This window comes from Endozoicomonas sp. ALB091 (genome assembly GCF_049310265.1).
Taxonomy (GTDB): domain Bacteria; phylum Pseudomonadota; class Gammaproteobacteria; order Pseudomonadales; family Endozoicomonadaceae; genus Endozoicomonas.
In genome coordinates this window covers 434,413-458,567 of record NZ_JBLYNQ010000001.1, presented here as the reverse complement: position 1 = coordinate 458,567, position 24,155 = coordinate 434,413, and the positions used below count along the sequence as shown (strand labels likewise).

Annotated in this window: 26 protein-coding genes; 17 read left to right on the top strand and 9 right to left on the bottom strand. The window is 47.5% G+C overall.

Going from position 1 to position 24,155, the window contains the following annotated elements; genetic code table 11:
* Positions 1 to 188 precede the first annotated feature (188 nt).
* From prlC to ACO6UX_RS02025, 3 genes are all read left to right on the top strand, one after another.
* A complete protein-coding gene (prlC, locus tag ACO6UX_RS02035) occupies positions 189 to 2,237 on the top strand; it encodes an oligopeptidase A (RefSeq protein ID WP_422444388.1) in 2,049 nt (682 codons plus the stop codon).
* A gap of 141 nt (positions 2,238 to 2,378) precedes the next feature.
* Complete coding sequence (locus ACO6UX_RS02030) at positions 2,379 to 2,633, top strand: YheV family putative zinc ribbon protein (RefSeq protein ID WP_422444386.1); 255 nt, start codon at positions 2,379 to 2,381, stop codon at positions 2,631 to 2,633.
* A gap of 239 nt (positions 2,634 to 2,872) precedes the next feature.
* The gene (locus ACO6UX_RS02025) at positions 2,873 to 3,403 is read left to right on the top strand and encodes a hypothetical protein (protein ID WP_422444384.1); all 531 of its coding nucleotides are present in this window, start codon (positions 2,873 to 2,875) and stop codon (positions 3,401 to 3,403) included.
* A gap of 203 nt (positions 3,404 to 3,606) precedes the next feature.
* Here ACO6UX_RS02025 and ACO6UX_RS02020 read toward each other — a convergent pair whose 3' ends face one another.
* Positions 3,607 to 4,257 carry a hypothetical protein gene (locus tag ACO6UX_RS02020; protein WP_101745357.1) on the bottom strand — a complete coding sequence of 217 codons (651 nt, stop codon included), beginning with the start codon at positions 4,255 to 4,257 and terminating at the stop codon, positions 3,607 to 3,609.
* A gap of 416 nt (positions 4,258 to 4,673) precedes the next feature.
* On the opposite strand from ACO6UX_RS02020, the gene ACO6UX_RS02015 reads away from it, so the two are divergent.
* The 7 genes from ACO6UX_RS02015 to ACO6UX_RS01985 all read left to right on the top strand — a co-directional run bounded on the left by ACO6UX_RS02015 (position 4,674) and on the right by ACO6UX_RS01985 (position 12,841).
* Complete coding sequence (locus ACO6UX_RS02015) at positions 4,674 to 5,585, top strand: hypothetical protein (protein ID WP_422444382.1); 912 nt, start codon at positions 4,674 to 4,676, stop codon at positions 5,583 to 5,585.
* Positions 5,586 to 5,644: 59 nt separating this feature from the next.
* The gene (locus ACO6UX_RS02010) at positions 5,645 to 6,541 is read left to right on the top strand and encodes a hypothetical protein (protein ID WP_422444380.1); all 897 of its coding nucleotides are present in this window, start codon (positions 5,645 to 5,647) and stop codon (positions 6,539 to 6,541) included.
* A 247-nt stretch (positions 6,542 to 6,788) separates the two neighbouring features.
* Positions 6,789 to 7,718, top strand: a complete 930-nt coding sequence (locus ACO6UX_RS02005; protein WP_422444378.1) for a hypothetical protein — start codon at positions 6,789 to 6,791, stop codon at positions 7,716 to 7,718.
* A gap of 775 nt (positions 7,719 to 8,493) precedes the next feature.
* Complete coding sequence (coxB, locus tag ACO6UX_RS02000; protein WP_422444376.1) at positions 8,494 to 9,681, top strand: cytochrome c oxidase subunit II; 1,188 nt, start codon at positions 8,494 to 8,496, stop codon at positions 9,679 to 9,681.
* 11 nt (positions 9,682 to 9,692) lie between these two features.
* Positions 9,693 to 11,285 carry a cytochrome c oxidase subunit I gene (ctaD, locus tag ACO6UX_RS01995; RefSeq protein WP_422444374.1) on the top strand — a complete coding sequence of 531 codons (1,593 nt, stop codon included), beginning with the start codon at positions 9,693 to 9,695 and terminating at the stop codon, positions 11,283 to 11,285.
* A 15-nt stretch (positions 11,286 to 11,300) separates the two neighbouring features.
* Positions 11,301 to 11,864, top strand: a complete 564-nt coding sequence (locus tag ACO6UX_RS01990; RefSeq protein ID WP_101745352.1) for a cytochrome c oxidase assembly protein — start codon at positions 11,301 to 11,303, stop codon at positions 11,862 to 11,864.
* An 86-nt stretch (positions 11,865 to 11,950) separates the two neighbouring features.
* A complete protein-coding gene (locus ACO6UX_RS01985) occupies positions 11,951 to 12,841 on the top strand; it encodes a cytochrome c oxidase subunit 3 (RefSeq protein ID WP_422444372.1) in 891 nt (296 codons plus the stop codon).
* A 3-nt stretch (positions 12,842 to 12,844) separates the two neighbouring features.
* Here ACO6UX_RS01985 and ACO6UX_RS01980 read toward each other — a convergent pair whose 3' ends face one another.
* A complete protein-coding gene (locus ACO6UX_RS01980) occupies positions 12,845 to 13,060 on the bottom strand; it encodes a DUF2909 domain-containing protein (RefSeq protein ID WP_422444370.1) in 216 nt (71 codons plus the stop codon).
* A 117-nt stretch (positions 13,061 to 13,177) separates the two neighbouring features.
* On the opposite strand from ACO6UX_RS01980, the gene ACO6UX_RS01975 reads away from it, so the two are divergent.
* The 5 genes from ACO6UX_RS01975 to ACO6UX_RS01955 all read left to right on the top strand — a co-directional run bounded on the left by ACO6UX_RS01975 (position 13,178) and on the right by ACO6UX_RS01955 (position 17,377).
* Positions 13,178 to 13,864 (top strand): SURF1 family protein, encoded by a 687-nt coding sequence (locus ACO6UX_RS01975; RefSeq protein WP_422444368.1) that lies wholly within the window; start codon positions 13,178 to 13,180, stop codon positions 13,862 to 13,864.
* Positions 13,865 to 14,047: 183 nt separating this feature from the next.
* Positions 14,048 to 14,632 (top strand): hypothetical protein, encoded by a 585-nt coding sequence (locus ACO6UX_RS01970; RefSeq protein WP_422444366.1) that lies wholly within the window; start codon positions 14,048 to 14,050, stop codon positions 14,630 to 14,632.
* 100 nt (positions 14,633 to 14,732) lie between these two features.
* Positions 14,733 to 15,806: a COX15/CtaA family protein gene (locus tag ACO6UX_RS01965; RefSeq protein WP_422444364.1), complete on the top strand. Its 1,074-nt coding sequence runs from the start codon at positions 14,733 to 14,735 to the stop codon at positions 15,804 to 15,806.
* A 2-nt stretch (positions 15,807 to 15,808) separates the two neighbouring features.
* Positions 15,809 to 16,711: a heme o synthase gene (cyoE, locus tag ACO6UX_RS01960; protein WP_209275838.1), complete on the top strand. Its 903-nt coding sequence runs from the start codon at positions 15,809 to 15,811 to the stop codon at positions 16,709 to 16,711.
* Positions 16,712 to 16,720: 9 nt separating this feature from the next.
* On the top strand, positions 16,721 to 17,377 hold the full coding sequence (locus tag ACO6UX_RS01955; protein ID WP_422444361.1) for an SCO family protein: 657 nt from the start codon (positions 16,721 to 16,723) through the stop codon (positions 17,375 to 17,377).
* 120 nt (positions 17,378 to 17,497) lie between these two features.
* Here ACO6UX_RS01955 and ACO6UX_RS01950 read toward each other — a convergent pair whose 3' ends face one another.
* The 5 genes from ACO6UX_RS01950 to ACO6UX_RS01930 all read right to left on the bottom strand — a co-directional run bounded on the left by ACO6UX_RS01950 (position 17,498) and on the right by ACO6UX_RS01930 (position 21,703).
* Entirely contained in the window at positions 17,498 to 18,742 is a 1,245-nt protein-coding gene (locus ACO6UX_RS01950; RefSeq protein ID WP_422444359.1) for a hypothetical protein, read from the bottom strand.
* A 57-nt stretch (positions 18,743 to 18,799) separates the two neighbouring features.
* Positions 18,800 to 19,549, bottom strand: coding sequence for a hypothetical protein (locus tag ACO6UX_RS01945; protein ID WP_422444357.1), 750 nt, complete (start codon positions 19,547 to 19,549; stop codon positions 18,800 to 18,802).
* Positions 19,550 to 19,651: 102 nt separating this feature from the next.
* On the bottom strand, positions 19,652 to 20,434 hold the full coding sequence (gene znuB / locus ACO6UX_RS01940; RefSeq protein WP_422444738.1) for a zinc ABC transporter permease subunit ZnuB: 783 nt from the start codon (positions 20,432 to 20,434) through the stop codon (positions 19,652 to 19,654).
* On the bottom strand, positions 20,434 to 21,207 hold the full coding sequence (znuC, locus tag ACO6UX_RS01935; protein ID WP_422444355.1) for a zinc ABC transporter ATP-binding protein ZnuC: 774 nt from the start codon (positions 21,205 to 21,207) through the stop codon (positions 20,434 to 20,436). The genes znuB and znuC overlap by 1 nt, the downstream gene beginning before the upstream one ends.
* Before the next feature lie 13 nt (positions 21,208 to 21,220).
* The gene (locus tag ACO6UX_RS01930) at positions 21,221 to 21,703 is read right to left on the bottom strand and encodes a Fur family transcriptional regulator (protein ID WP_422444353.1); all 483 of its coding nucleotides are present in this window, start codon (positions 21,701 to 21,703) and stop codon (positions 21,221 to 21,223) included.
* A 155-nt stretch (positions 21,704 to 21,858) separates the two neighbouring features.
* Between ACO6UX_RS01930 and ACO6UX_RS01925 the strand changes: the two genes are divergently transcribed.
* Positions 21,859 to 22,152 (top strand): type II toxin-antitoxin system HicA family toxin, encoded by a 294-nt coding sequence (locus tag ACO6UX_RS01925; protein ID WP_422444351.1) that lies wholly within the window; start codon positions 21,859 to 21,861, stop codon positions 22,150 to 22,152.
* Entirely contained in the window at positions 22,149 to 22,481 is a 333-nt protein-coding gene (locus tag ACO6UX_RS01920; protein ID WP_422444349.1) for a type II toxin-antitoxin system HicB family antitoxin, read from the top strand. Before ACO6UX_RS01925 ends, ACO6UX_RS01920 begins: the two co-directional genes overlap by 4 nt.
* A gap of 153 nt (positions 22,482 to 22,634) precedes the next feature.
* Here the strand turns inward: ACO6UX_RS01920 and ACO6UX_RS01915 are convergent, their stop codons facing one another.
* Together ACO6UX_RS01915 and ACO6UX_RS01910 are read right to left on the bottom strand one after the other, a co-directional pair.
* Entirely contained in the window at positions 22,635 to 23,633 is a 999-nt protein-coding gene (locus tag ACO6UX_RS01915; protein WP_422444347.1) for a homoserine kinase, read from the bottom strand.
* Positions 23,634 to 23,678: 45 nt separating this feature from the next.
* Positions 23,679 to 24,086: a DUF2782 domain-containing protein gene (locus ACO6UX_RS01910; RefSeq protein ID WP_422444345.1), complete on the bottom strand. Its 408-nt coding sequence runs from the start codon at positions 24,084 to 24,086 to the stop codon at positions 23,679 to 23,681.
* Positions 24,087 to 24,155 lie beyond the last annotated feature (69 nt).

Below are 24,155 nucleotides of genomic sequence, written 5' to 3'. Positions count from 1 at the left end.
TAAATAGAACCACTATTGACTAAAAAATTCCGACTTTTTATCCTCAATTTTCTGCCATCCTCGCTACGGGCGCTATTCTCGGACAGCCTCCTGGTGCATTGACCGGATTCTGCTTGAATTCACCGGATGACGCACCCATCTATTACCAATAATTACCATGAAATTTAAAAAGTATAGAGAGCTGTCTTATGATTAACCCGCTACTGGAATCCAGTGAACTTCCCCCATTTTCCAAAATTCTGCCGGAACATGTAAAACCCGCCATTGAATCCATTATTGCTGATAATGAAAAGGCGCTTGCCGCGTTACTGGCTTCCGGTGCCGCTCTTGGAGGTGCCGCTTTCGGATGGCACTCTTTGCAGGAGCCCCTGGATCAGCTGGATGACCGGTTGGGGCAAGCATGGTCACCGGTTGGTCATATGAACGCGGTCGTCAACAGTGAAGCACTGCGGGAAGCGTACAATGGCTGTTTGCCGCTGCTATCTGAATACTCTACCCGTCTTGGCCAGAACCGTCAGTTGTTTGAGGCTTACCAGTCTCTGGCAGATTCTGAAGCGTTTAAGCAGCTGGACAGCGCTCAGCAGAAAGTGATTAACGATAACCTCAGGGATTTCCGTTTAGCCGGTGTTGCCCTGGAAGATGAGCAGAAATCCCGTTACGGCGAGATCAAAAAACAGCTGTCGGAACTGACCAGCAAATTCTCTGACAATGTTCTGGACGCCACCATGGCCTGGAGCAAGCTGATTACCGATGAATCGGAGCTGGCCGGATTACCCGAGTCTGCCCTGGCCGGGGCAAGGCAGCTGGCCGAGTCAAAAGAGAAGGCGGGCTGGTTGTTGAATCTGGATTTTCCAAGCTACTTTCCGGTGATGACCTATTGCGATAACCGGGAGCTCAGGAAAGAGGTTTACACCGCCTTCTCTACCCGCGCGTCTGACCAGGGGCCAAATGCCGGGGAGTTTGATAACACGGACAACATGAGGCAGATCCTGCAGCTTCGCCATGAACTGGCCCGGTTACTGGGTTTTGAGAACTACGCTGAATACTCCCTGGCCACCAAGATGGCGGAGTCCCCGGATAAAGTCATTGAATTTCTGCAAGACCTGGCCGCCAAAAGCAAGCCTCAGGCGGAGCAGGAGCTGGCGGAACTGAAAGCGTTTGCCAAAGCAGAGTACGGCGTTGAAGATCTTGCAGCCTGGGATGTTGGCTATTATGGCGAGAAACTCCGGCAGCAGCGGTACGCCATTTCCCAGGAAGAACTGCGCCCATGGTTCCCGGCGGAAAAAGCCATTGCCGGAATGTTTGACGTGGTCAATCGACTCTATGGCGTTGAGTTTGCCACCGTGGATAACGTGGATACCTGGCATAAAGATGTGCGCTTTTTCAACATCACCAGAGAAGGAGAGGTGATCGGTCGCTTTTACCTGGACCTTTATGCCAGGGAACATAAGCGTGGTGGTGCCTGGATGGATGTCTGCCGTTCCCGCTGGCAACAGGATGGCAAGTTACAACTGCCGGTGGCCTACCTGACCTGTAACTTCACACCGCCGGTGGGCGATAAACCGGCGCTGTTAACCCACGACGAAGTGGTAACCCTGTTCCATGAGTTTGGTCACGGTCTGCACCACATGCTGACCAAAGTGGATTATGCGGCGATTTCTGGCATCAGTGGCGTTGCCTGGGATGCTGTCGAACTGCCCAGTCAGTTTATGGAGAACTGGTGCTGGGAGAAGGAAGGGCTGGCCATTATCTCCGGTCATTTTGAAACCGGCGAGCCGCTGCCGGAAGCGATGCTGAATAAATTGCTGGCGGCAAAAAACTTCCAGTCTGCCATGATGATGGTCCGGCAGTTGGAGTTTTCACTTTTTGACTTCAAACTGCACAAGGAATATCGCGATAACATTGATGTTCAGTCCGTGCTGGATCAGGTGCGCCAGCAAGTGGCAGTGGTGATGCCGCCATCTTTCAACCGTTTTCAGAACAGTTTCAGCCATATCTTTGCCGGTGGTTATGCTGCGGGCTATTACAGCTATAAATGGGCTGAGGTGTTATCCGCTGACGCGTTTTCACGCTTTGAGGAAGAAGGGATTTTTAACCGGAAAACCGGTGAGTCCTTCCTCCATGAGGTGCTTGAAAAAGGCGGTTCTGCTGAACCTATGGAGCTGTTTGTCAACTTCCGCGGCCGAGCGCCAGAGATTGATGCGTTGCTGCGACACAGCGGTATTCAAACGGCTTAATGGCTTGGGCTTTGCAGTTTTTTGCCCCAACCATGATAAGTTTTGCCGTTAAATGACGGCTATTTGAAATAAATACGCAGCAGAGCGCTTGAGGTGCTTTCTGTTGCGTATAACTGTCACATCAGTCAGGGATTAAGAGCCATGAAAACCAAGCGCTTTATTGCAGGAGCGGTATGCCCTTCCTGCGGCACAATGGATTCAGTTCGAATGTTCCGCAGTGAGACTGAGCGGGATTACCGGGAATGCGTGGAATGCGGCTTCAGCGATGAGATGGAAGTCAATCCGAGGCTGGAGGGGAATTTGCCAGAGGCCCGTATTGCCCGGGAAGAGAGTATTCTGGATGATCATACCGACATTATTCGATTTGTTGATGATCCACCGGTAAAAAAGCCGTGAGGGTGCATTGATGATGGTCTACCTTACTGCGTGAAATAATTGGATTTTGACAACCAACCAGAGCTGCCCGGCAACAACCGGGGGCAAGTTCAGTTTGTATGTTACCACCAGCACCGGTATCCGTGACTCCTGAAGAAGCGCTGTGTTTACAGGCCTCCCGGCAGTGTTTCAATCTTGAGAAGCAATGTTGCACGTTTAGAGGACTTCAGGTCACAAGGTTAGATGTGTTCAGAAGCTTGATGCTGGTATTAGAAGATGCCTCAGTGGGTGCGACTGTAGGAGGAGCTATAGGCTGTGTTACTGGTGGTATTGCCGGGGCTATAGCAGGTGGTATGGCAGGAGCTGTAGTAGGCGGTATGGCTGGTGGTGCAACAAGTGCAGTGGTTGTTCATCCGGGTAATGGAAATACTGCATTAATGCGTGCCATTAACGGTGTTCTGGGAGGTGGCATCGGAGGTGGCGTGGGTTTTTTCCTGGAAAATGACCTGGGAACAGAGCTAGCTGCAAAAGGTGCGATAGATGGTGCCATAGTCGGAGGTCTGGTTGGTTCAACCTTAGGCTTAACTACAGGCATCATAATTGTAAAAAACAATTTTTTTATCAGGAATAGAGTCGTAGAGAGATCAGACCCTGTAGTTCGGCTATCCAGCACTGAAGAGCTTGATCAAATACAGGCGCCTTACGGAGTTAAAACCCCCATTCACGGTGAATCAGTCCGATTGACAATGATTGTTATGGAGAACGAGGAAATCACTGGAAAAAAGGTATAACGAAAAATACAGATCACATCGCAGAAGTGGTTGCTCAGTTTGTTGATGAACAGTTTCACCATCCCCTATTCTTACCGCTTGTTAGTACTGCGATTACGGATCACCTCTATTATCTTTTATCAAATGTTGTCAGGGTACCGGAACCGTAGACTGGTTATCATTAAGACACTGAAATAAAATTAAAGTTCATCAGGCTGGCTGGTTCAGGCCGAGGCTGTAAATTTAAGCTCAATACCCAGGTTGTTGGAAAGGCAGTTCCAGCGTGACCAGATCCTGATCCACTCCTCAGCACTGCGATCATGGATAAACTCCCGGAATTTCTCTTCATGATAAATCGCTTGCGAGCGCATCATCTGATCCACCGTTTTATCCACAATCACATCCAGGGCATTGGCAAACTTTTCCCCCAATATTGAATGAACAATCAGGTTCGCCCAGGTCATATTCATGGGGATGAGCGTTGATCCGGTTTTTACAAGATATTGGTCGTTTACTTCTTCAATAAGCCGATGGGCAAAATAGGCTTTATCAAGCAATAAATCGAGCCCGGAAACGGGTTGATCCCGGGTTATGGCCGCCATAAAGTTTTCTTCAGCAATATCCAGAAATGGTGAGATAAACCGATGAATACCCACTTGCCGGGAGGCTTCATTAAGCGCTTCCAGAAAATCCGGCACATGGTCAATATAATCCATCGTAAAGATCAGCAATGTCTCACAGGCATTATCATCAGGCAGCTCAATTGTGCGATGTAATTGTTCAATCCGATCACTGATAAGCGTTTGCAGATGTCTGCTTTGCGCTTCCAGCTCTTTGACCTGAAGGATTAACTGTCGGATTGCCTGTACATCCATATTGACCCCCTGTGTTCATCCATTCGTGCCAGCAGGAATGACTGGCAATGGCTGTCTGGTAGATGTTTAAAAAACCATAGTACCAACTATAAAACAAGAGACGGTAAATATTCATTTTTCATATATTTCAATATTTTTATAAATAAAAAATAATATAAAAAACACTGCAAAATAAGGGTTTTTCTAAATTTTGGAATCTGTTGTGCAGTCAAAAAAATGGCACACAATATATGCTATGCCAGCTTTTTCCAGAGGCATCTCAGGGGTGCCTGGAATGATAGAAATTTTTTTCAACAGACCGGAACTATCTGTTGTTCAATTGGATCTAATGACCGCGAAATAGTAAGCGATGGAAGTCGTCAATTTTGTCTGACTGAAATCTATGGCCTCAAATTAACTAAAGGGTCTGTAGAGCTATGCCTCCGTTAGCAAATTCCGATGCTCAGCCAATACCTTTACCACCATCTGAACCAGAGGTCAGCGAAGCTGCTATCGCAACTGCATTCAATAGCAACGTTCAGATAACACCCTCCTGTTCACGCCAGCTACCTGATTCCGGGGAGCGTTCAGAGCTCTCACTGGATGAACAACAAATTACTGCTGTTAAGCCTGGTGTCGTAAAAACAGAGCTTGGCAAATCACCGACGAAGTTTCAGGAAAATGATATATTGCTGATTTACCCACAAGATTTTTCTGACCACTCCAGTGTGGATTTGCACGTAAATCCGGGAAAACTGAAAGATGCCCTTAGATGGCATATTCATGGCATATTGGATGATCGTTATGAAATGTTTCAGATCGAAGATGAACCCACCCGGGAAGAAGAACAGTCATTAGCAGATTCAATAATAACAAGGTTGCCGGCAGCGTTATATGAGTTCCTTAACAAAGACTGGTCTGGTAGAGACTGGTTTGTCCCCGAGGAGTATCAAGCTCTGGCGAAGTTCCATTTTGCATTTATTTTTTTCAATGAAGACGATCTTATGGATTACGAGATATGTGAAGAACAAGGTTGGGAATACCCAAGTTACGGGTACGAAAAGTGCGGTGAATTTAAAAAATTTTTGATAAAGGAGTGCTTACCTCTGCTCAAAGGCTGGAGCGAAGACGAAGTGCGGTATATTAAGGAGTGGCTGAACTACGAATTGAAACGTTGTCAGAAATATCCTGACCATGATCGCCTGAAGAGCTACGTCGATTATTGTCATTATGGCCCATTAAAAGCTGATTGTGTGTCAATCTGCGACCGTAGTTACCGCATACATGAAAGCCGGGCTGCATATAATCGCATTAAAAACCTTGAGAGCCAGTTGGAAAAATTGTCATAAGACTGCCACTGGTTTGCCGAAAATGATGTCTTTGAGCAAACTAAAGGAAATAAATACTTATGTATTCATCAGTAAATTCCCCTGTTCAGCCACCTCTACCTCTGTCCAAATCAGACAGCCCTCAAGCTATTGCATCTGCTGAGTCGAATGGTAAAGTTCAGGAGATTCCTGCCTCTTTACGCCATCTTCCTGATTCCACTGAGAGCCCAGGGTACCCACTGGATAAACGTCAAATAACTACTCAAACGTCTTGTGTCGTTAAAGCAGGGCCTGAACAATCACCGACAAAGTTTCAGGAAAATGATTTATTACTTGTTTATCCCTCTAATTCTGTGAGAAGAGTCACAACACCCACTCTTGATTTGAAGATCAATCCAGAAGAACTTAAAAACAGGCTTGATTATCACATAACTGGATTTTTGAGAGAACGTTGGATAAGTGGACATAGAAAAGGTCCTGCTACTCAGGAGGAAAAAAAATCACTGGCTGATTCAATATTAGCAAGGTTGCCTGCAGAACTAACTGAGTTCCTGAACAAAGACTGGTCCGATAAAGAGTGGTTTGCTCCCGATGAGTATCAAGCCCTGGCGAGGTTCCACAGCGCAATTATTTTGCTTGAAGATGAAGATTTGGACTACCGGAGTGAAAAAGAGGAAGATGAATTTAACGAATTTTTTAGAAAGGAGTGTTTACCCTTGCGTGCTGGCTGGAGCGAAGACGAAGAAGACGAAATAGAACTAGAACTCATTCAGTATTGGTTGAATGAGGAACTGCAGCGGTGTCAGGATTATCCTGAAGCTGAACGGATGAACGAATACATTAAAACGTGCCATTATGGTATATTCAAAGCCGACTGTGTGACGGTTTGTGATGAATGCATTTACCGTATTACTGAAAACTGGAAACCATACGGACACATTAAAATGCTGATGAGTCAGGGTAAGGGATCGCCGTAACACAGTAAATATCTCAGGTGGTTTATCGATTGAATTTTCATAAGACTCCTTGTCTTATCAAGTAAGGAATTGTCCGAGGGCAAAAAGGCCATCGGTCCTTGCCTCTGGCAATGGTCGGCGATTGCTGGAACTGATGATTAAAGATGGCAAGTCTCTGCTTACTGTTGGATCGACAGAAATAAATTAATTCACCCGTTCGGATAAATCGATAGAATCCGATTATCAAATTAAAGGATATGAATTAGCTATGCATCCGTTAGCAAGTTCCACTATTCAGACCCCTGTACTTATGCCCGAATCAGACAATTGTCCACTTATTGCCACTGGAGGATCCAATGGGTCAGTTTATGAGGCTCCTGCCTGTGCACGCTATATTCCCAATCAACAGGTCTGCGCAGGGAGTCCAGAGCAGTCGGTGGATGAACATCTGATCACTGCTCTAACGTCTTGTACCGTAAAAATAAAGCCAGAACAACCTAAGGTAAAGTTTCAGGAAAATGATTTATTACTTGTTTATCCCTCTAATTCTCACCTCGGGCGCGCTCCCGGTCTCGATCTGGAGATCAACCCGGAAAAACTTAAAAACAGGCTTGAATATCAGATAACTGAATTTTTGAGGAATCGGTGGATAGACGGAAAGAGAGAAGATGGCCCTACTAAGGATGAAACAAAGTCACTGGCTGATTCAATATTAGCAAAGTTGCCTGCAGAGCTGACTGAGTTCCTGAACAAAGACTGGTCTGGTAAAGAGTTGTTCGCTCCCGAAGAGTATCAGGCACTGGCCCGGTTCCACAGTGCCATGATCCTGGCTAAACATGAGCGTATTAATTATTTGTGGGAATTCGTGAATGACGAAGAGTGTGAAGACGTTAACGACTTTATTGTTAAAAATAATATTCCCCTGAGCATTCTCTGGAGCAAAGACGATGAAGAATTTCACGAATTTTTTAACAAGGAGTGCATGCCTCTGCGTGATGGCTGGAGCCTGGATGAAATAAAAATTATAAGGTATTGGCTGAAAAGGGAGCTGAGTAAACCCGTTAAAACGTGCCACTATGGCATATTAAAAGCCGGTTGTGTAACGGTCTGCGACAACTGTCAATACAGTGTTACTGAAAACTGGGAAATGTATGAGCGCTTCAAAATGTTTATGAGACAGAAGCAGAAATTGTCGTAACACAGCCATTTTTGCAGGTGGCTTAACGTTTGATTCCATAAGATCCCAAAGAGGCAACGGCGAACCCTGTTTATAAAGGGTGATAGAGCCTGGTTAGACTTATTGCTTCTCTGATTTTTGCAGAGGGAATTGTCTTTAGTTACAACAGAATATCTTGGTCATAAATTTTTGTACCATAGAACCTGAATAAAATATTGTTTAATTACAGCCCTTTACAGGCGTGATATAGGAAATATCAGGAATCCATTAAACGACATTTACAGTATTTTAAAATTGGCGATTTCATTTTCTTTCAGCATGTTGTTTAATGGTTTTTTAGAACTATACTCTATAACGATTATTGTCAGACTTAGAGTGTTCTGCTTTGAATGATTTGCCATAGTATTTTTATGGCATGAGGTGTTGGATTTGCAGTTATGTGTTTGCTAAGCAGTTTGTTTTGGTCTCAATACTGATTGCATATCTGCTCTTGAATAGATGTAGTGGGGTTTTTCAGATCAGATAATTATAAATAATCTCGCTTCCTCTCAATAATCCATCTGTGGTTTACCTGCGTAAATGTCACAAACGGGCTTTATCATGGGGTGGAGACGATGAACGTTGGTAACAACACAAGACCATTGGAAAGGTCAGTATCGTGACACAGGCAACCGGACGAAAAACTGCTCCGTTGGCAGTCGCACCTCTGAGAAGTAAAGCAGCGCAACAAATCTGCACAATAATAATAAGAAGTTTCCGCTGCGATCAGCGGATAGTCAGGGGATGTAAGGGAATAATGATGCAGCAGGCGAAATCTCTCTTTCTTCTTCTTGCGGGACTGGCTGTAACGGGTAGTAGCCGTGCTGCATGGGAAGTCAATATGACCGAAGGTGTGACGGCGGTCAGCCGGAATATCTACGGACTCCACATGACCATATTGATGATCTGTGTCGTGATCGGCCTGATTGTCTTTGGTGTCATGTTTTATTCCATTTTCAAGCACCGTAAATCCAAAGGCGCAGTAGCACACCAGTTTCATGAAAGCACACTGGTTGAGATTGTATGGACATCCATTCCTTTTCTGATCCTGGTGCTGATGGCCATTCCGGCGACCAAAACGCTGGTGGAAATCTACAATACTGACGAGGCCGATATTGATATCAAAATTACCGGCTATCAATGGAAGTGGCAGTATGAATACGTCGGAGAAGATGTCTCTTTTTTCAGTAACCTCAGTACACCCCGGGAACAGATCAGAAATGTTCGGGACAAGAACCCCAACTATCTTCTGGAAGTGGATGAGCCGCTAGTGATTCCTGTGGATAAAAAGGTTCGCTTTCTGGTGACCGCTGCTGACGTGATTCACTCCTGGTGGGTGCCTGCCCTGGCAGTCAAGCGTGACGCTATTCCCGGATTTATCAACGAAGCCTGGACCAATATTGAAGTACCCGGTACTTACCGTGGGCAGTGTGCCGAACTGTGTGGTAAGGATCATGGCTATATGCCCATTGTGGTTGAAGCCAAGTCACAGGAAGACTATGACGCCTGGCTTCTTGCGAAAAAAACCGCAGCGGGCAAAGAGCGTGAGCTGACCGATAAAACATGGACCATGGCGGAATTGATGGAAAGAGGTGAGCAGGCCTACACCAAGGCTTGCGCTGTATGCCACCAGCCCAATGGTGCCGGCATGCCGCCGATCTTCCCGGCGCTGAAAGGCAGCCCGATGGCCACTGAAGCGGATCAGATCGGGGCGCATGTCGATATTGTTATGAACGGTAAGAAGGGCTCGGCAATGCAGGCCTTTGCCGGCCAGCTGAGTGAGGTGGACCTTGCTGCCGTGATCACCTATGAGCGGAATGCCTGGGGCAATGACACCGGTGAAATGGTGACCCCTCAAGAGATTGTGGAGTACAAGAAAACTGGCGAATACGTAGAAGATCCGGCCAAGCAGACCATGCCAGATAACCAGCAGGCGAGCCTGTAAGGAGAGTAGATATGACTTCGGTAACAGATACTGCTTCTTCCCTGGATCAGGAGCATCATCACGGGCCTGCCAAAGGATTGATGCGTTGGGTTCTGACCACCAACCACAAAGACATTGGCTCCATGTACCTGTGGTTCAGCTTCATTATGTTTCTGACCGGTGGGGCCATGGCCATGATCATCCGGGCTGAACTGTTCCAGCCCGGACTGCAGATTGTCGAACCGGCTTTTTTCAACCAGATGACCACCATGCACGGTTTGATCATGGTATTCGGTGCCGTTATGCCGGCATTTGTCGGGTTGGCTAACTGGATGATTCCCATGATGATCGGGGCTCCGGATATGGCCATGCCGCGGATGAACAACTGGAGCTTCTGGATTCTGCCCTTTGCTGCCGTGATGCTGGTGAGCACCTTGTTTATGGAAGGTGGTGGCCCCAACTTCGGCTGGACCTTTTATGCGCCACTATCAACAGACTATTCACCGCCTTCAACAACATTTTTCATCTTTGCCATCCACATGCTCGGGATCTCTTCCATCATGGGGGCGATTAATATCATCGCGACCATCCTGAACCTCAGGGCTCCGGGGATGACCATGATGAAAATGCCCATGTTTGTCTGGACCTGGCTGATCACGGCTTATCTGCTGATTGCGGTAATGCCGGTGCTGGCGGGTGCAGTGACCATGATGTTGATGGATATTCATTTCGGTACCAGTTTCTTCAATGCCGGTGGTGGTGGTGATCCGGTACTGTTCCAGCATATTTTCTGGTTTTTCGGGCATCCGGAAGTGTACATCATGATTCTCCCCTCCTTCGGGATTGTCTCTGCCATTATTCCAGCATTTGCCCGTAAGCCCCTGTTTGGCTATACCTCCATGGTGTACGCAACCGCCAGTATCGCCTTTCTGTCGTTTATTGTCTGGGCGCATCACATGTTCACAGTGGGCATCCCGCTGATTGGCGAGCTGTTTTTTATGTACGCCACCATGCTGATTGCGGTACCCACCGGGGTGAAGATATTCAACTGGGTGACCACCATGTTCCGTGGTTCCATGACCTTTGAAACCCCGATGCTCTTCTCCACCGCCTTTGTGGTGCTCTTTACCATTGGTGGTTTCTCAGGACTGATGCTGTCAATTGCCCCTGCTGACTTCCAATATCACGACACCTATTTCGTGGTGGCTCATTTCCACTATGTACTGGTGCCGGGGGCAATTTTTGCCATCTATGCTGCCTGCTACTACTGGCTGCCAAAATGGACTGGCTATATGTATGACGAGACGCTGGCCAAAGTGCACTTCTGGATGTCCTTTATCGGGATGAACCTGACGTTCTTCCCAATGCACTTTGTCGGGCTGGCGGGCATGCCACGCAGGATACCGGACTACGCACTGCAGTTTGCCAACTTCAATGAAATGGCCAGTATTGGTGGTTTTATGTTTGGAACCACGCAGCTCCTGTTCCTGTTTATCGTGATTAAATGCATCAGGGGGGGAGCAAAAGCCGAGGCCAAGCCCTGGGAAGGTTCTGAAGGGTTAGAGTGGAGTGTGCCATCACCAGCCCCCTATCACACCTTCACCACACCACCGGATGTAAAGTAAACGACAGGAGTCTGTATGAGTGAACAGGATAGAGAGCAGCCTGAAGCCATCGAGCATTCAACTCGCCGTACTGTCATTCGCTCCATACTCGTAGCTTGTGGCATGTTCGGTTTTGGTTTTGCCATGGTGCCACTGTACAACGTGTTCTGTCAGGTGACTGGCCTGAACGGCAAGACGGATCCTGACCCATACATGTACAAGGCGGCAGAAGCCAAAGTGGATACCAGCCGCGATATCAAGGTGCAGTTTGTGGCCACGAAGAATGCGGGCATGAGCTGGGACTTTTACCCCAGCACTCCCCAGGTCACGGTGCATCCCGGCGAACCGGGCCTGCTAAACTTTGTTGCGAAAAACCCCACGGGTAAAACAATAGTGGGCCAGGCCATTCCCAGTGTGACGCCGTTTGAAGCCACCAACTTTCTGCATAAGGTCGAGTGTTTTTGTTTTACCACACAGACGTTGCAGCCATGGGAAGAAAAGGTGATGCCACTGCGGATTATCGTCGATCAGGACCTGCCGAAGCATATAAAAAAGCTAACCTTGTCTTATACGCTGTTTGATGTAACCCATTTGAACTGAGTGTTTTGAGCTTTATTTTCTAAAGAAGATTGTTCGGGAGAAAAGGCGTACTCCCTGTCAGATCAGGAGAGGTGAAAGAAAGTACTATGGCTACCGAAGGTACCTACTACGTTCCGGCCCAGAGTAAATGGCCAATCATTGCGTCTATTGGACTTTTTCTGACCCTTCTTGGGGCCGGCATGATGATGAATGACATGAGCGCCGGTGTTAAGGACTCTAGTGCACACTATGTGTTTTACGCCGGTGGCCTGATTATGGCCTGGATGCTGTTTGGCTGGTTCGGCAATGTCATCCAGGAGTCCCGGGCCGGGCTTTACAGTCCACAGATGGACCGGACATTCCGCTGGGGAATGTTCTGGTTTATTTTTTCCGAAGTGATGTTTTTTGCCGCACTGTTTGGCACCCTGTTCTATGTTCGGGTTCTGGCCGTCCCCTGGCTTGCCGGTGAGGGTGAAGGGGCGATGACCCACGAGATGCTCTGGCCAGATTTTACTGCGAGCTGGCCACTGATGGTAAATCCGGACAATGATCTTTTTGTTGGCGCTGCTGATGTTGTGGATCCCTTTCACCTGCCGCTGTTGAACACGCTTCTGTTGGTTGCTTCCAGTATCACACTGACACTGGCCCACCACGCACTGCGCGCTAATGACCGCTACAAGATAAAACTGTGGTTGATCCTGACGCTGGTGCTCGGCACCGCATTCCTGTTTTTCCAGGTTGAAGAGTACATCGAGGCCTATAACGAACTGGGGTTGACCCTCAGTGCTGGTATTTATGGCTCAACCTTCTTCTTGTTGACCGGTTTTCACGGTGCACATGTAACACTGGGAGCCATTATGCTGGCGGTGATGCTTGTGCGGGTTTTTCAGGGACATTTTGAGGCAGATAACCATTTTGCCTTTGAAGCCGCCAGCTGGTACTGGCACTTTGTAGATGTGGTATGGGTTGGACTGTTTATTTTCGTTTATCTGATTTAACGGTTATCGATACAACCAGGGTGCCTGGCTGTGGATATCTCCATGAAGCCAGGCGGCAACAATAACCACCATAATCAAAACAGTGAGACCGATACGAACTTTCAGGGAGTTCAGCAGTTTGGGCGAACTCTTCTTCTCAGTCAGCAGAAAATAAAAGCCGGTACCCAGACTGATAACCACGGCAATAAAAAGAACAATAACGACGAATTTTATCCACATATTCCTGGCTCAAGAAAGTTATCCACAAGGCAAACTCCTGAGATGAACTCAGTATTTTCCGCACTTTCTGGGACACAATAGCATAGAAAGACCGTTCACTTGATGTTTGGATTCAGATTGAAGTTGACCCTGTTAGTGATTGCCACCCTGCCGGTACTGGTGAGTCTGGGCTTCTGGCAGCTATCACGTTACGAGCAAAAGTTGATGCTGGAGCAGGCTTATGAGTCTCGCCATGCTCTTGAGCCGTTGTCACTTTCCCAGGCTCAACGTCACGAAGATCCGTTGTATCTCCCTTTTACGGTGAGCGGCCGGTTTGACCCGGATCGCTACTTTCTTTTGGATAATCAGGTTTTCCAGGGTGAGGCCGGGTATGAGCTGTTCATGCCGTTTCTGACCGATGACGGAGCATGGTTGCTGATTGACCGGGGTTGGATTGTCGCTGGTGATCGGGAACGACTGCCGGAGGTGATGACAGATCCGGAGCATCTGATACTGACCGGCTTTGCGTATAAGCCCTTGGGCAAACCCTTTATGCTGGCGGAAGACATCTGGGAAGAAGGCTGGCCGAAACGCATCCAGGCGTTTGACTCACTGAAAATATCGGAAGCCATGGAGAGCACGACGCCGGATTTTTACATGGTGCTCAGAGCGGGTCAGCCGGGTGCTGAACAGATGCGCCCAATGGTGATTAATCTGAAATCAGAGAAGCACCTGGGCTACGCCTTTCAATGGTTTGCCATGGCACTGGTCCTGCTCTTGCTGTATGGGTTCCAGATGATCCGCTCAGGTAAGAACCATAAGTAGTTAACCAAATGAAATCATATTTTCTGACTAAGTGGACAGTCACTCTGCGGCGTTACAACTACGGTCACATAGCTACGGCTATGCTCCCTACGTTGTGCCTTGCATAGTAACTGCCCACTTAGCCAGAAAATAAGATTCCATTCGGCCAACTACTTAAGAACAAGCATGACGTGTGAGGTGATCATGACCAAGACAACCACGAATAAGAATCGGCTGCAGCTTGCCCTTGTCATTTTGATCCCATCCATGGCCATGGGGTTGGCCTGGATTATGTACTTTACCGGGGCATGGATACCAGAAGGAAGAAGCAATAAAGGCGAGCTTTTACTACCACCCGCCCAGTTTGCCGCACTGCATCTTCAGGACGGTGAAAAGCGTGTAGATGCCGCAGAAACAGAGGGCCTCTGGCGAGTGGTGGTGTTTGGCAGTGCCCGTTGTGAAGAGTCTGATTGTGTCGCCAGCCTGTATAAAACCCGTCAGGTGCATATTGCCCTGGGAAAAGAGTCTGAACGGGTGACCCGGTTTTACATTGCTCCGGAAAAACCGGTGCCCTCCTCAGAACTTGAAACGGAACATCCGGGCATTTACTGGCTGAACGCGGACAAAAACCATGTGCAAACAGCGCTCGGCCTTAAGCACTGGCCAGAGAACCGTATTTTTATCATTGATCCGCTGGGTAATCTGATCATGGGATACCGGGTTGATCAGCCCGGTGGTGATGTGCTGAAAGATCTGCAAAAGCTGCTGAAAGCGTCCAATATCGGTTAATGGGTACTAAATGATTATTGAGTCATTGGTTTTTGTTTAATGTGGTATTTTTTGGTTAAAAAAAGGGTTGGTAATGGGTAGTCAACTCACTGGAGTGGCAATGAAGAAAAAAGGATTTTATCTGGCGCTGATCGCAACGCTGCTGGCAAGCATTGTGGTTGGTGTGGGTGCCTATACCAGGCTGGTGCATGCCGGGCTGGGCTGTCCTGACTGGCCCGGCTGTTATGGTTTTCTGACTGTGCCGGATACTCAGCAGGAGATTGCCCATGCCGAGTCACTCTTTCCGGAGGCCCCGGTTGAAGTTGATAAGGGGTGGGCAGAGATGATCCACCGTTATGTGGCTGGCTCCCTGATGCTCCTGGTGTTGATGATTGTTATTCAGGCATTCAGATACCGGCGTGAGCCGGGCCAGCCGTTCAAGCTGCCCATTCTGATCCTTGCACTGATTACCCTGCAGGCCGCTTTTGGTATGTGGACCGTCACACTAAAACTGTGGCCCCAGGTTGTAACTGCCCATTTGCTGGGCGGTTTTGCCACCTTCAGTCTGTTGTTTCTCTTAACGTTGAGGTTGTCTGGCGTGCATCGAGAAAAGGTGCCGCATAAGCCTTTCCTGTTTCTGAAGTGGCTGGCGGTATTCAGCCTGGTGCTGGTGGTTGGTCAGGTCAGTCTGGGTGGTTGGACCAGCTCTAACTATGCAGCCCTTGCCTGCCCTGATCTGCCAATGTGTCAGGGGCAGTGGCTCCCACCCATGAATTTTGCAGAGGGATTTGATGTCGGGCAGGACATTGGTCCGAATTATCTGGGTGGGCAGCTGCATGCTGAGGCCAGAACCGCCATACATTTTGCCCACAGAGTGGGGGCAATACTGATAGTAACATTACTGACGTTGCAAATGCTTATTGCGCTCAAGGTGTCTTTCAGGGTTGGCGGTTCTGTAGGGTCAACAGTTCGAAAACTGATGCTGCTGGTTATGGTTATGTTGACGGTCCAGGTGGCTCTTGGCCTGAGCAATATCATCTGGAGCCTGCCGTTGAGCATTGCCGTAGCCCATAACCTGGGGGGGGCCTTGTTGTTGTTATCACTGGTGGCCTATAACTACTTCTTATTCGGTGGTGCTCTTAAGAAAAGTGGTTTGAACAACAGTTTGCAGGATTTGCAGGAAAGAGAGGGCTGAGCATGAGTCAAAGTAATGTATTACCGGCAGGGAGTGCCCACTGGAAGGATTATCTTGAGCTGACCAAGCCTAAGGTGGTCGCGCTGATGATCTTAACGTCGGTTATTGGTATGTACCTGGCAACACCCGGTTGGGTACCGCTGGATATTCTGTTCTTTGGTAACCTGGGGATTGCTCTGTGTGCCGGTGCCGCAGCGGTGATTAATCATGTCGTTGACCGACAGATCGATACGGTGATGGCGAGAACCCATAATCGTCCAGTGGCCACTGGTCGGGTTGAGCCGCTCCAGGCGGTCATTTTTGCCTTTATTATTGGTTCGCTGGGAATGGCCATGCTGTTTGTGCTGGTTAATCCTCTGACCGCCTGGTTAACATTTGCCTCCCTGATGGGCTATGCGGTGGTGTATACGCTGATTCTGAAACGGGCAACACCACAGAACATTGTTATTGGTGGGTTGGCCGGGGCGGCTCCTCCCCTGCTCGGCTGGACTGCCGTGGCCGGACAGTTTGAAGGCCATGGCCTTTTGCTGGTACTGATTATTTTTGCCTGGACGCCCCCTCACTTCTGGGCCCTGGCGATCCATCGCAAGGAGGAGTACGCCAAAGCGGATGTTCCCATGTTGCCAGTCACCCATGGTGAGGCTTACACCAAACTTCATATTCTGCTCTATACCATCATCATGTTTATGGTCACCCTGTTGCCATTCCTGACGGGTATGAGTGGGGTGATCTATCTGGTGGGTGCAACCATTCTGGGAGCACGCTTTTTATACTGGTCCATTGTTCTGCTCCGTGACAGCAGACCTCACGCCGCCATCAAGACCTTCAGGTTTTCAATTACCTATTTGATGCTGCTATTTGTGGTGTTACTGGTGGACCACTATTCATTTTATCTCTGGGTGTAAGGAGTCCCTGTGGACACAGAAAGGAGTAAAGGGGTGAAAAAGACGGTCACTATTTTATTGGCAGCCGTCGCTGTTGTGCTCGGGGTGACGGCGAATAAATTTATCAACAAGCCAGCGTTATCCAAAGAGCAGCTCCAACAAATGGGAGCGGTGGTGTTTGAAACACCCAGGGCTTTCACCATGGAAGGGCTGGTTGACCATAACGGCCAGCCATTTGTCGCAGAAAATCTTAAGGGGCGCTGGAGCCTGGTCTATTTCGGTTTTACCTTCTGCCCTGATATCTGCCCGGCCACGCTTAGTCAGTTAAATAAGCTGGACGCATTGCTCAAGGAGAAGTCACCGAGCCTGGCGAAAGAGATGCAGTACCTGATGGTGACGGTGGACCCACGAAGAGACACCCCTGACAAACTGAAAGGCTATGTGCCCTACTTTAATAAGGACTTCACCGGCATTACCGGAGAAATAGCGGGTGTTTATAACCTGGCGGTTCAGATGAATGTCCCGTTCACCCCGGTGGTTGATCCTGAGGATGAGTTTTATCTGGTGGATCACGGTGCCAATCTGGCCCTGGTTAATCCGCAAGGACACTATCACGGGTTTATACGGCCACCGTTGGAACCCGGTAAGCTCAGGACTGTGTTGTTAAGTATTGACAAGAGTCATTGAGTCTTGACTTTTTTACAATCTTTTTGATGTTAAAGCCAGCGGATGCTGGCTTTGCAAATTAATAGAGAGTTCCAACCAAAAGTTTTTACGTGGCAGCGGTCTGATCGAAAGTACGATGGGTCAAGAATCGGTCGGAATCATTTCAAGCTCGATAAATTTACTGATTTCATAAACCAGATCAATGGCTAAATTCGCCAATTGTGTGAAGTTTTCACCTTCCTCAGGCGTTCGTATTTTATGTTTGAAATTATTTTTTTTATTCATATTCATTAAAGGTGTCTTGAAGAAGGCGTGAATATCAAGAAAGGTTTCAATACCGTGTGGCTTTAACAATTCCTCATCAAGCTGGGCCAGGTCGAGAACAGGAATGGTGGTTCTTCTTTGATAATAATCAATCGCTTCCTGGAGATCTTCTTCTGGTGTGTGCGCTTCAATAAAACGCAGATGATAATGTTCCTTTAGCAAATTGATTAATGGTTGTTTGATTTTTTTGATGTAATTAATAATTGCTTTTTTTTGTTGATTGGTTTTACTGTTTGTTTCATCATCCAACGGTTTATAATCAGGAATTTTAGTGGTTAAAGCTTCCAACTGTTTCATGTAGACTACTAATGGGTGATTTGGCAGCCATCGGGCCAGTTCCTTTCTGTACGCAACAGCGTCATGATATTTTGTGATGATGACATCGATAGCAATGTCCGCTAATGTACGCTTGAGAGGAGCATTCAAAGTAGTTATTTTATCTGTTGTCGTACTGCCCTTTAAAATGGTTACCTCAGAATACCGAGTATAAAGTTGATTAGTAATCACTTTGGCAGCCATCGCAAGTGATCCATCCGTTGTTTCTGTAAGCACTTTTGTATTTCTGGCAAATCTTGGTAATTTTTTTTCATCACTGATCATTCCTAAATATACTGCCAATTCCCCTACTTTAGGTTTCACTTGAAATGGTTCTTCGATGACCAGAATTTTTCTGGTTAAAAGTTTCCCTGCCATTTCTTTAATAAACCATGGAGTTAACTCTTCATCTTCTTCTGGCGAAGGTGTTTTTGCAGGACGTTGTTCCCCGGAAACACTGGGCTGCTGCGAAGCTGGTTCGGCTTTTTTCAGTGCTTTTTGAGAAGCTACCCCTGAAGTACTAATATCAAGATCTCTTTTTAGTAATATTTGGATATCCGCAGGCAGTATGCCAATTTTTCTAAAGCCGTGCTCAACGCAGACCAGATAATGTTTTCCTTCATCAATATCAACGGATTCAACTGGATCCTGTTCAGTTGAGACAAAATTTTTGGGTGAAATCTGTAACCGGGCAAACGATTGAGCATATTCGCTGTGTTCAGAAATATTTGGAAAATTTATTTTCATAACTTCTCTCGTTACTTCCTGCCTAAATTTTGGTCAGGGTGAAATTCTCATAAAGCTTTAACTCAGTTTACCAGTGCGTAATGTAATTGGCCTGGGGCTTTCACGGTCTTTATTGCTCCAATACAACATAGAGTTTTCAACAGTCTGGATGGCAATGGAACCTGTGCCAAATTTACCAATGCAGAAACCGGAGCCTATGTAGGTCATGGAATGGATCCATTCTTGTGTGAATGTATCCGACAAATTCAGATAGCTAAATGGCTCAACTATTTTTATATCAGTGACTACTGTTGAGGGATAATAGTTCATAGGGATTTTGATATTGTATTTTTCTGATCCACAGTGTAAAAAACGTTCAAACTGATGGCATGTTGGAATCAAATACTCGCTATCTTCGGAAGTCGTACAGTAACGAGCCCCTTGTGAAATCCACTTTACAAATCTTTTTCCCCAGGTGACTGGAGGCTGATATTCACACTCTGTTTCATCCTGATCTTTGACAACAAAAGAAATCTTGTCGTCTTTGTCTTGAAAAAGTGACATTAAGTATTCATCAGCACCGTCACCACAAATTGAGACATCAGTTTTATCCCCAATTTGAAAGATTTGGAGTGTTATTTTGTTGGAAATAGCCGGATTTATTAATGACTGACGTGTCAGAGTAAACGGTTCCTTTATATAAAGCTTGATCGTCTTTGCATGATTTGTTTCCCTGCCTGCAAATGAGCCGCTGCTGTTTTTCTCCATACTGTTGTTCGCTGTTCGTGCAGGGAGAGACATAGTGTTAGCTGTAGAGGATATATTCATCAGGTTTGCCTGACTTTGCCGTGAATTTACACGAAAAGCCTTGAGCAGCAGGCTTTTCGAACAGATTTCTGTATTGTGAACTTGCGGACTCAGGTTTTATTATTACTTTCTTTTTATCAACCGGGTGATTAAAAAAAGTAAAAAGCTGGCCACAACCACTGAAGGGGCAGCAGGCGTGTCCAGAAACCATGAAGCCGCCAGGCCTCCGGACACACCAAGGATGCCAAGCAGCACTGAAACAATCACCATCTGCTCTGGTGTGCGCGCCAGCCGCTGGGCGGTCGCTGCCGGAATAATCATCAGGGAGGTAATCAGCAGAACACCGACTATCTTCATGGCTACGGCGATCACCAGGGCCATTAGCAGGGTTAGTGTCATTCTGAGTTTCCTGACCGGAATGCCCTCCACCTGGGCCAGCTCGGCATGAACAGACATGGACAACAACGGTTTCCAGAGCCATGCCAGCGTCGCCAGAACCAGGGCACCTCCTCCGTAAATCCAGTAAAGGTCCGAGGGGCCGGTTGCCAGCAGGTCACCGAACAGATAGGACATCATATCTACCCGAACATTATCCGCAAAGCTGACGGTGACCAGACCAATGGATAGCGAACTGTGGGCAAGGATTCCCAGCAGGGTGTCGGATGCCACTTGTTGTTTTTCCTGGAAGCTGACCAGGATAGCGGCGATCATCAGTGAACTGGCGATAACGGCCAGGTTGATATTGATATCCAGCATCAGCCCCAGTGAAACCCCCAGCAGAGCAGAGTGAGAGAGGGTATCGCCGAAATAGGCCATGCGCCGCCAGACCACAAAGCAGCCCAGTGGTGCTGCCAGCAGAGCCACGCCATAGCCTGCCAGTAAGGCAGATAAGAGAATATCCGGCATCATTGCTTTCCTTCAGATACAGGGCTTTGTGGCTCAAGAATATGCCCGTCAACGCCATGATGGTGGTCGTGATGGTGAGTATATACCGCCAGTTCGTCTGACGCTCCACCAAACAGGCGAAGGTACGCCGGGTGTTGCTTAACCTGGTGAGGATGGCCGGAGCAGCAGACGTGTTGATTGATGCAAATGACTTTATCGGTGGATGCCATAACCAGATGGAGGTCGTGGGACACCATCAGCACGGCACAGTGCTCCCGGTCTCTGGACGCGTTGCGAATCTCCGTGATCAGCTGGTAAAGCTCCTTTTGTCCGGTGACATCAACCCCCTGCACAGGTTCATCCAGCACCAGAAGGTGTGGTTTATGCAGCAGTGCCCGGGCCAGCAGAACCCTTTGCAGCTCACCACCCGACAGCGATTGCAGGGGAGACTGGAGCACATGGCTGACGCCGGTTCGCCCAAGGGCGTCGTGAACGGCGGTTAAACGACAACCGGTCAGCCTCAGGAACCGGTTGACTGTCAGTGGCATGGAGTCATCAATATGAAGTTTTTGCGGCATGTAGCCAATGCGCAGCCCTTTTCTGACGGAGCGCTGGCCGGATGTGGGTTCCTGTAATCCAAGGGCTACCCGTACAAGGGTGGTTTTTCCTGCACCGTTCGGGCCTATCAGGGTAACGATTTCACCGGGATTCACCTGCAGGTTGATCCCGGTCAGTACCTCTCTGTTCTGGAACTTCATCCAGATATTGCTCAACTCTATTAATGGTTGATTCATAATATGTGATTATTCAATTCGTTTTGCAGTTGGTGCATAAACCAGCCAGCTCTATTGAGGCATCCGCAATGATAAAGCCGTGTTCACTGGCACAGTCTTCCAGGGAATGTTCAATGGTCGGGTGTTCAATTTCAATGGTGGTCCGGCATTGGGTACAGATCAGAAAGCAGCTGTTATGTGGCGTATTGGGTCGGCTGCAACCAAGGTAAGCATTAATGGATGTCAGGCGATGTACCAGTCCCTGTTCCTGAAGGAAGTCCAGGGCTCTGTATACGGTAGGGGGCTGAGCCGGTTTTGATTCCCCCTGAGTTAGCTCTGCCAGTATTTCATAGGCTCCGACCGGGCAATGGCTCTGCCAAACCAGTTCCAGCACCCTTTCTCTGAGGGGGGTCAGACGGACACCACGATTATGGCAAATGACACGAGCTTCCGTTAAAGCCTGCTGAATACAGGCTTTATGGTTGTGTTGAATATAAGGTGTATTCGTTTTGCGCATAACAGATGCCATTAATATTTGTTACAATATAACAGTTTTGCGTGAATATTGATATTTGGCTCGGACAGCCTCCTAGGGAGCTAATGATAGAGCATCGGGCCGTGGCAAGCTTCAAACATCATGTTATGCGCGTTATGTCTCAGAAAACTCAATGAATGGTATCATTTTATGATACCATACTTTTAGTGTCCTCTATGAATGCCAAACACCGAAAAATGCTTATTGCGATTTACCAGGAATCAAACCCCAGGCAGTTAGAGTGGAGAGCCATTGAATCTCTCTTCATAGCTGTTGGGGCTGAAGTTATTCAAGGTCGTGGTTCTCGCGTAAGATTTCATAAAGATGGGGAAATTGGAACCTTCCATAGGCCTCACCCTAAAAAAGAGGCAAAGCCTTATCAAGTGAAAGATGCACGGGACTTTCTAAGCAGAATTGGAGTTAAGCCATGAATACAATGACACACAAAGGATATTCAGCCATCCTGGAATATAGTGATGATGACGAATGTTTTGTTGGTCATATTGCGGGCATAAAAGACCGGGTTGGGTTTCATGGTGAGTCAGTAACAGAGCTTAAAAATGCTTTTCAGGAAGCGGTCGAAGATTATCTTGAAACTTGTAACGCTGTTGGCAAAGAACCTCAACAGCCATACTCTGGAAAATTAACGCTTCGTATTCCCCCGGAACTCCATGCCTCGATTGCCACAGCAGCCCAGGTGAGTGGTCAAAGCATTAATCAATGGATTTCAAGTGCACTCAGCCAAGCATCTCGCATGTAAATCTGCACGTTAGAGCATTCAATCACTCGTGCTTAGAAGATAAACCATATAAGACTCACTGGGTATATCTGTAGAAGTGATTTTGGCTAATAGCACCTGCATTTTTTAATCAAAAACGGCACCACTCTGTTTTCAGGGTGGTGTTATTTTAATTCATCCAGGCATATTTAACAGGTCATCTGCGTGTTTGATCCTTAATCGAAGCATTTCCTTAAATTCATTTGGATCAAGAAATTGTCGAATCAGGCTGCCCTGGTGTTGTTGATCCATCATTGATTCCGGATAAATAAACGTAACCAGTCGGGATATCCAGAACCTGAAGGCTGCCAGTTGCAATATTAATGGCCAGGCTTTTTTCTCATCCTCAGTAAAAGGGCGAACCTGTGCATAGGCATCCATCAATACTTTAGTACGCTGATCATCCAGTTCAAGGCTATCGGTAATACACCAGTCGTTTATTGTGACGGCCAAATCATAGATCAGCCAGTCATTACAGGCCTGATAGAAGTCGATTACGGCTGAGATTCTGCCCTGATCAAACAGTACATTATTATGAAACAGGTCGCCATGAATCAGCCCGGTTGGCAGATTGTCAAATGCTTGCAAAGCGTCAGAGATATTTTGCCATTGCTCAGCCATAAAGTGGGCATCATCCTGGCCAAGTAATGGAATGAGTCTTTTCTGCTGGGCATCAAGCCAGGAAAGCCCCCGCTGGTTCTCCTGATAAAGGGAGGAACCTTGTCCTGCCTTATGGATTTTTGCCAGCATCGTACCAATCTGCTGGCATTGGTCCAGAGAGAGGTTTCCGGCGTCAGGGTGCTGCCCGGCAAAGCATTGCACGATCAGCGCCGGTTTGCCTTTTACCGACTGGAGAGCAACGCCACTCTTATCCCGAATCGGGTTGGGCACCGGCAGGCCGAAGGCTTTAAGCTCATCCGTATACTGGATAAAAAATGGCAGCGTGTCGGCGGGCAGATACTCAAAGAGGGTTAATACATAGCGCTGGTGATTGCCCTTGTCATCAATATCCAGAAAGTAGTTGGTATTCTCAACGCCACTTTCAATGCCCTGGAAGGACGTTAAGTTACCCAGGTCATAACGAGTTAGAAGTTGCTCGATATCCTGTTGTGTCAAATGGGTATAAACAGACATGAAGTCCCTGTTCCTGGATGGTTATATCTATGGTTCTGTCGGTACTCAGTGCCACTCAAAAATGGTCCATGAAGGCACTAACAGGATACGTTTTGTTGGATCAATGGGGTTGCCTTCATTATCTGAGGCAATCAGGTAGTAGGGCTTACCTGCCTTGGGAATTACCTGAATGGCATAAAGCTGGCCACCGACCCGGTACTCTTTATAAGTTCTGGAATCACCGGCACGAATCACTACCGATGTGTCATCCCTGTTCTCCAGCGCTTCAGGGCGCAGGTGTCTGGGAATCTTCTTAATGGCTTCATCAGTAAACACAACCGCTCTCTGGCCCCTATCCGTTCGGGCTGTTGGCTGCTCCGGCTTTGAACCTTCCGGACTTTGTGCCGCACAGCCAAAAAGAAACAAAGGTAAGAAAACCAGACCCAACTGCGCTCTTTTTATCAAGGGTTTCATCAGGAGCCTCATGATAATTGCGGTGGAAACCATTAAACTGCTGGGGAGCATTCTATACCCAGTTACCCA

Excerpts from the sequence above, each read along its gene's own strand:
- ACO6UX_RS01915 (WP_422444347.1), bottom strand. The coding sequence starts at position 23,633 with ATGTCTGTTTATACCCATTTGACACAACAGGATATCGAGCAACTTCTA.
- znuC (WP_422444355.1), bottom strand. The coding sequence starts at position 21,207 with ATGAATCAACCATTAATAGAGTTGAGCAATATCTGGATGAAGTTCCAG.
- ACO6UX_RS02020 (WP_101745357.1), bottom strand. The coding sequence starts at position 4,257 with ATGGATGTACAGGCAATCCGACAGTTAATCCTTCAGGTCAAAGAGCTG.
- ACO6UX_RS01945 (WP_422444357.1), bottom strand. The coding sequence starts at position 19,549 with ATGAATATATCCTCTACAGCTAACACTATGTCTCTCCCTGCACGAACA.
- ACO6UX_RS01965 (WP_422444364.1), top strand. The coding sequence starts at position 14,733 with ATGAAGAAAAAAGGATTTTATCTGGCGCTGATCGCAACGCTGCTGGCA.
- coxB (WP_422444376.1), top strand. The coding sequence starts at position 8,494 with ATGATGCAGCAGGCGAAATCTCTCTTTCTTCTTCTTGCGGGACTGGCT.
- cyoE (WP_209275838.1), top strand. The coding sequence starts at position 15,809 with ATGAGTCAAAGTAATGTATTACCGGCAGGGAGTGCCCACTGGAAGGAT.
- ACO6UX_RS02025 (WP_422444384.1), top strand. The coding sequence starts at position 2,873 with ATGCTGGTATTAGAAGATGCCTCAGTGGGTGCGACTGTAGGAGGAGCT.
- ACO6UX_RS02030 (WP_422444386.1), top strand. The coding sequence starts at position 2,379 with ATGAAAACCAAGCGCTTTATTGCAGGAGCGGTATGCCCTTCCTGCGGC.
- ACO6UX_RS01930 (WP_422444353.1), bottom strand. The coding sequence starts at position 21,703 with ATGCGCAAAACGAATACACCTTATATTCAACACAACCATAAAGCCTGT.
- ACO6UX_RS01910 (WP_422444345.1), bottom strand. The coding sequence starts at position 24,086 with ATGAAACCCTTGATAAAAAGAGCGCAGTTGGGTCTGGTTTTCTTACCT.
- prlC (WP_422444388.1), top strand. The coding sequence starts at position 189 with ATGATTAACCCGCTACTGGAATCCAGTGAACTTCCCCCATTTTCCAAA.
- ACO6UX_RS01990 (WP_101745352.1), top strand. The coding sequence starts at position 11,301 with ATGAGTGAACAGGATAGAGAGCAGCCTGAAGCCATCGAGCATTCAACT.
- ACO6UX_RS01980 (WP_422444370.1), bottom strand. The coding sequence starts at position 13,060 with ATGTGGATAAAATTCGTCGTTATTGTTCTTTTTATTGCCGTGGTTATC.
- znuB (WP_422444738.1), bottom strand. The coding sequence starts at position 20,434 with ATGCCGGATATTCTCTTATCTGCCTTACTGGCAGGCTATGGCGTGGCT.
- ACO6UX_RS01920 (WP_422444349.1), top strand. The coding sequence starts at position 22,149 with ATGAATACAATGACACACAAAGGATATTCAGCCATCCTGGAATATAGT.
- ACO6UX_RS01970 (WP_422444366.1), top strand. The coding sequence starts at position 14,048 with ATGACCAAGACAACCACGAATAAGAATCGGCTGCAGCTTGCCCTTGTC.
- ACO6UX_RS01925 (WP_422444351.1), top strand. The coding sequence starts at position 21,859 with ATGGTATCATTTTATGATACCATACTTTTAGTGTCCTCTATGAATGCC.
- ACO6UX_RS01950 (WP_422444359.1), bottom strand. The coding sequence starts at position 18,742 with ATGAAAATAAATTTTCCAAATATTTCTGAACACAGCGAATATGCTCAA.
- ctaD (WP_422444374.1), top strand. The coding sequence starts at position 9,693 with ATGACTTCGGTAACAGATACTGCTTCTTCCCTGGATCAGGAGCATCAT.
- ACO6UX_RS02015 (WP_422444382.1), top strand. The coding sequence starts at position 4,674 with ATGCCTCCGTTAGCAAATTCCGATGCTCAGCCAATACCTTTACCACCA.
- ACO6UX_RS01985 (WP_422444372.1), top strand. The coding sequence starts at position 11,951 with ATGGCTACCGAAGGTACCTACTACGTTCCGGCCCAGAGTAAATGGCCA.
- ACO6UX_RS02005 (WP_422444378.1), top strand. The coding sequence starts at position 6,789 with ATGCATCCGTTAGCAAGTTCCACTATTCAGACCCCTGTACTTATGCCC.
- ACO6UX_RS02010 (WP_422444380.1), top strand. The coding sequence starts at position 5,645 with ATGTATTCATCAGTAAATTCCCCTGTTCAGCCACCTCTACCTCTGTCC.